The sequence below is a fragment of the Nostoc flagelliforme FACHB-838 genome, assembly GCF_014698065.1.
Taxonomy (GTDB): domain Bacteria; phylum Cyanobacteriota; class Cyanobacteriia; order Cyanobacteriales; family Nostocaceae; genus Nostoc; species Nostoc flagelliforme_B.
The window spans coordinates 1-1968 of record NZ_JACJSI010000674.1 but is presented as its reverse complement, the minus strand read 5'-3'; the positions used below and the strand labels follow the sequence as shown (position 1 = coordinate 1968).

The window sequence follows — 1968 nt, the reverse complement described above, 5'->3', positions numbered from 1 at the left end:
TTCTGATTGCTTTATATGCTGCCCCATTTTCTCCACCAGTTGTTTGATGCTGGCTGGAGTCTTTTCCCAATCTGAGTCGGAAATTTCAATTCCGTAGGCGAGGCAGTTTTCATCCATGCTTCTTAATCTACCATCTCAGTAACCCATTTTTGACTGTAGCGTTTCTTATCCTGTGAACGGTTACTTCCTTTGTTCGTAGCTCACGACCGCACAATGGAAATCTTAGCTAAAGCCAAAGGATTATCAAAACTTCGAGATGCGGCACTGTTAGAAGTAGAACTAATTGCAACTATTGACCCAATTACGACAGAGGCAAAAGCTAGCGGTCAGGGCAAGATTAAATTACCTGGGCATGGGCAATGGATTGATATTGAACTACCCAAGTTAGACCACAAGCGAATTGATTTTCGGCTTGATAAACCTGTGACCAGTAATGAACCGCCAACCATCGATAAAGCTACTTTAGAGCGGATTTATGAACTGGAATTCAATCTTGGTAACAAAGCACATGACACCCAAGATGAACCGAATAAATTATCACCAATGGCGCAAAAACTATATGAATATCTCACCAGAACTGAACGAATTGAAGCTGATGTAAGAGAGTTTAAGGGCAACTTTAAAGTGAACGGTGAGAGATTCACTGTTGAGCAAATCAAGGGCTGGATGTATGAAATTGTGGGCGCATCTTTAGCCGATTGGATAGGCGAGGGTGTTATCAAGCTTAATCAAGTTTGACTGCGATTGGTGTCTGGTGTCTACCCCCAAAACCGCCCTTTTTTCGCGGACACAGGACACCGGACACCACAGAACTAAAGCTTGAAAGCCTTATCCTGTCAAGACACCAGCAGACACTACCCCAGACACCGCCCAGACACCAAGTGTCTTAAACGTGTCCGCTAGACACCAATAATAAATAACCGGATAAACAGCCATTTATTATTAGAGGATTATCAACATCATGCTGAAAATAGTAATTGTTGAACCAGAAACATTCACACTCTTAGGCATCAAAGGCGCTATTGAAAAATCTCCTGACATAGAAGTTACAGCGTCAGCCACTTCTGGAAAGCTAGGGTTTCAGTTAATTGAACAGATGAATCCTGATGTTGTGTTAGTTGATTTACTCTTACCCGACATGAGTGGTTTAGAACTGACTCGCTCAATTAAAAGGAAAACTAATAGTAAAGTGGTGATTTGTACTAATCAGACTCATTCCGACTTTATTAACTCTGCTTTCCGTCATGGGGCTGATTATTATATGCTCAAGAGTGCTGATATAGAATTGATTGAACTAGCCATCAAGAGAGCTTACTTTAATGAATGTCTACTTGACCCGAAGCTGGCTAAAAAATTATTATAAAGCCTTTATCATAACAGATATATCGACCCTAATTTTGCTGACAAAAACTTGTTTGAACCACCTACTGAGCGACAAATACAAGTCCTGCGTTTACTGGCTCAGGGTTTAGTTTTTCAAGATATTGCCAAAGAAATGTTTCTCTCAGTTAGTACAGTCAAATGCTATGCCAGTGATTTATATAGTAAATGGCACGTCAAGAACCGTTATGAGGCTATCAAAAGAGGGGCGATGCTTGGTTATATAGACTATAACTTGATTGTGAATGAAGGATGTATTGTTGAGGAGAGCGAAAGAATTAAGTCGGGGATTAGTGAGATTTAATTCTCTCAACAGAAATGGTTGATATTATTGATGCAGTGTTCAACAAAGGATGCGTACACCGGACACTACCAGCGACAACCTATAAGAATGCCTGCATACAAGCTTTCACAAGTCTTGAGTATACCTTACACCAATATGAATGGCGATCGCCCTTCACGGAGCGATTAGCGCCAATACTGCTCGGTTAAGGAGAAATAGAGGGTAAAACAAGGAAGGTTTTGTTCGCGTGAAATTTCCGCGAATAAAATAAATAATTAGACTTACTTTTTCTCTTTGAGGCTATC

4 protein-coding genes are annotated in these 1968 nt (G+C 40.6%); all 4 read left to right on the top strand.

What is annotated here, in order from left to right; translation table 11 throughout:
• Positions 1 to 213: 213 nt before the first annotated feature.
• The 4 genes from H6G97_RS50545 to H6G97_RS50535 all read left to right on the top strand — a co-directional run bounded on the left by H6G97_RS50545 (position 214) and on the right by H6G97_RS50535 (position 1872).
• Positions 214 to 738 (top strand): hypothetical protein, encoded by a 525-nt coding sequence (locus H6G97_RS50545; RefSeq protein WP_190947709.1) that lies wholly within the window; start codon positions 214 to 216, stop codon positions 736 to 738.
• Between the two features lie 223 nt (positions 739 to 961).
• Entirely contained in the window at positions 962 to 1363 is a 402-nt protein-coding gene (locus H6G97_RS54555; RefSeq protein ID WP_242056201.1) for a response regulator, read from the top strand.
• A gap of 48 nt (positions 1364 to 1411) precedes the next feature.
• Positions 1412 to 1684: a response regulator transcription factor gene (locus H6G97_RS54550; protein WP_242056200.1), complete on the top strand. Its 273-nt coding sequence runs from the start codon at positions 1412 to 1414 to the stop codon at positions 1682 to 1684.
• 14 nt (positions 1685 to 1698) lie between these two features.
• A complete protein-coding gene (locus H6G97_RS50535) occupies positions 1699 to 1872 on the top strand; it encodes a hypothetical protein (protein WP_190947708.1) in 174 nt (57 codons plus the stop codon).
• The last annotated feature ends 96 nt before the right edge of the window (positions 1873 to 1968 follow it).

What these genes read in the sequence shown, in the direction of transcription:
- H6G97_RS54555 (WP_242056201.1), top strand. Translation starts at nt 962, where the DNA reads ATGCTGAAAATAGTAATTGTTGAACCAGAAACATTCACACTCTTAGGC.
- H6G97_RS50545 (WP_190947709.1), top strand. Translation starts at nt 214, where the DNA reads ATGGAAATCTTAGCTAAAGCCAAAGGATTATCAAAACTTCGAGATGCG.
- H6G97_RS50535 (WP_190947708.1), top strand. Translation starts at nt 1,699, where the DNA reads ATGGTTGATATTATTGATGCAGTGTTCAACAAAGGATGCGTACACCGG.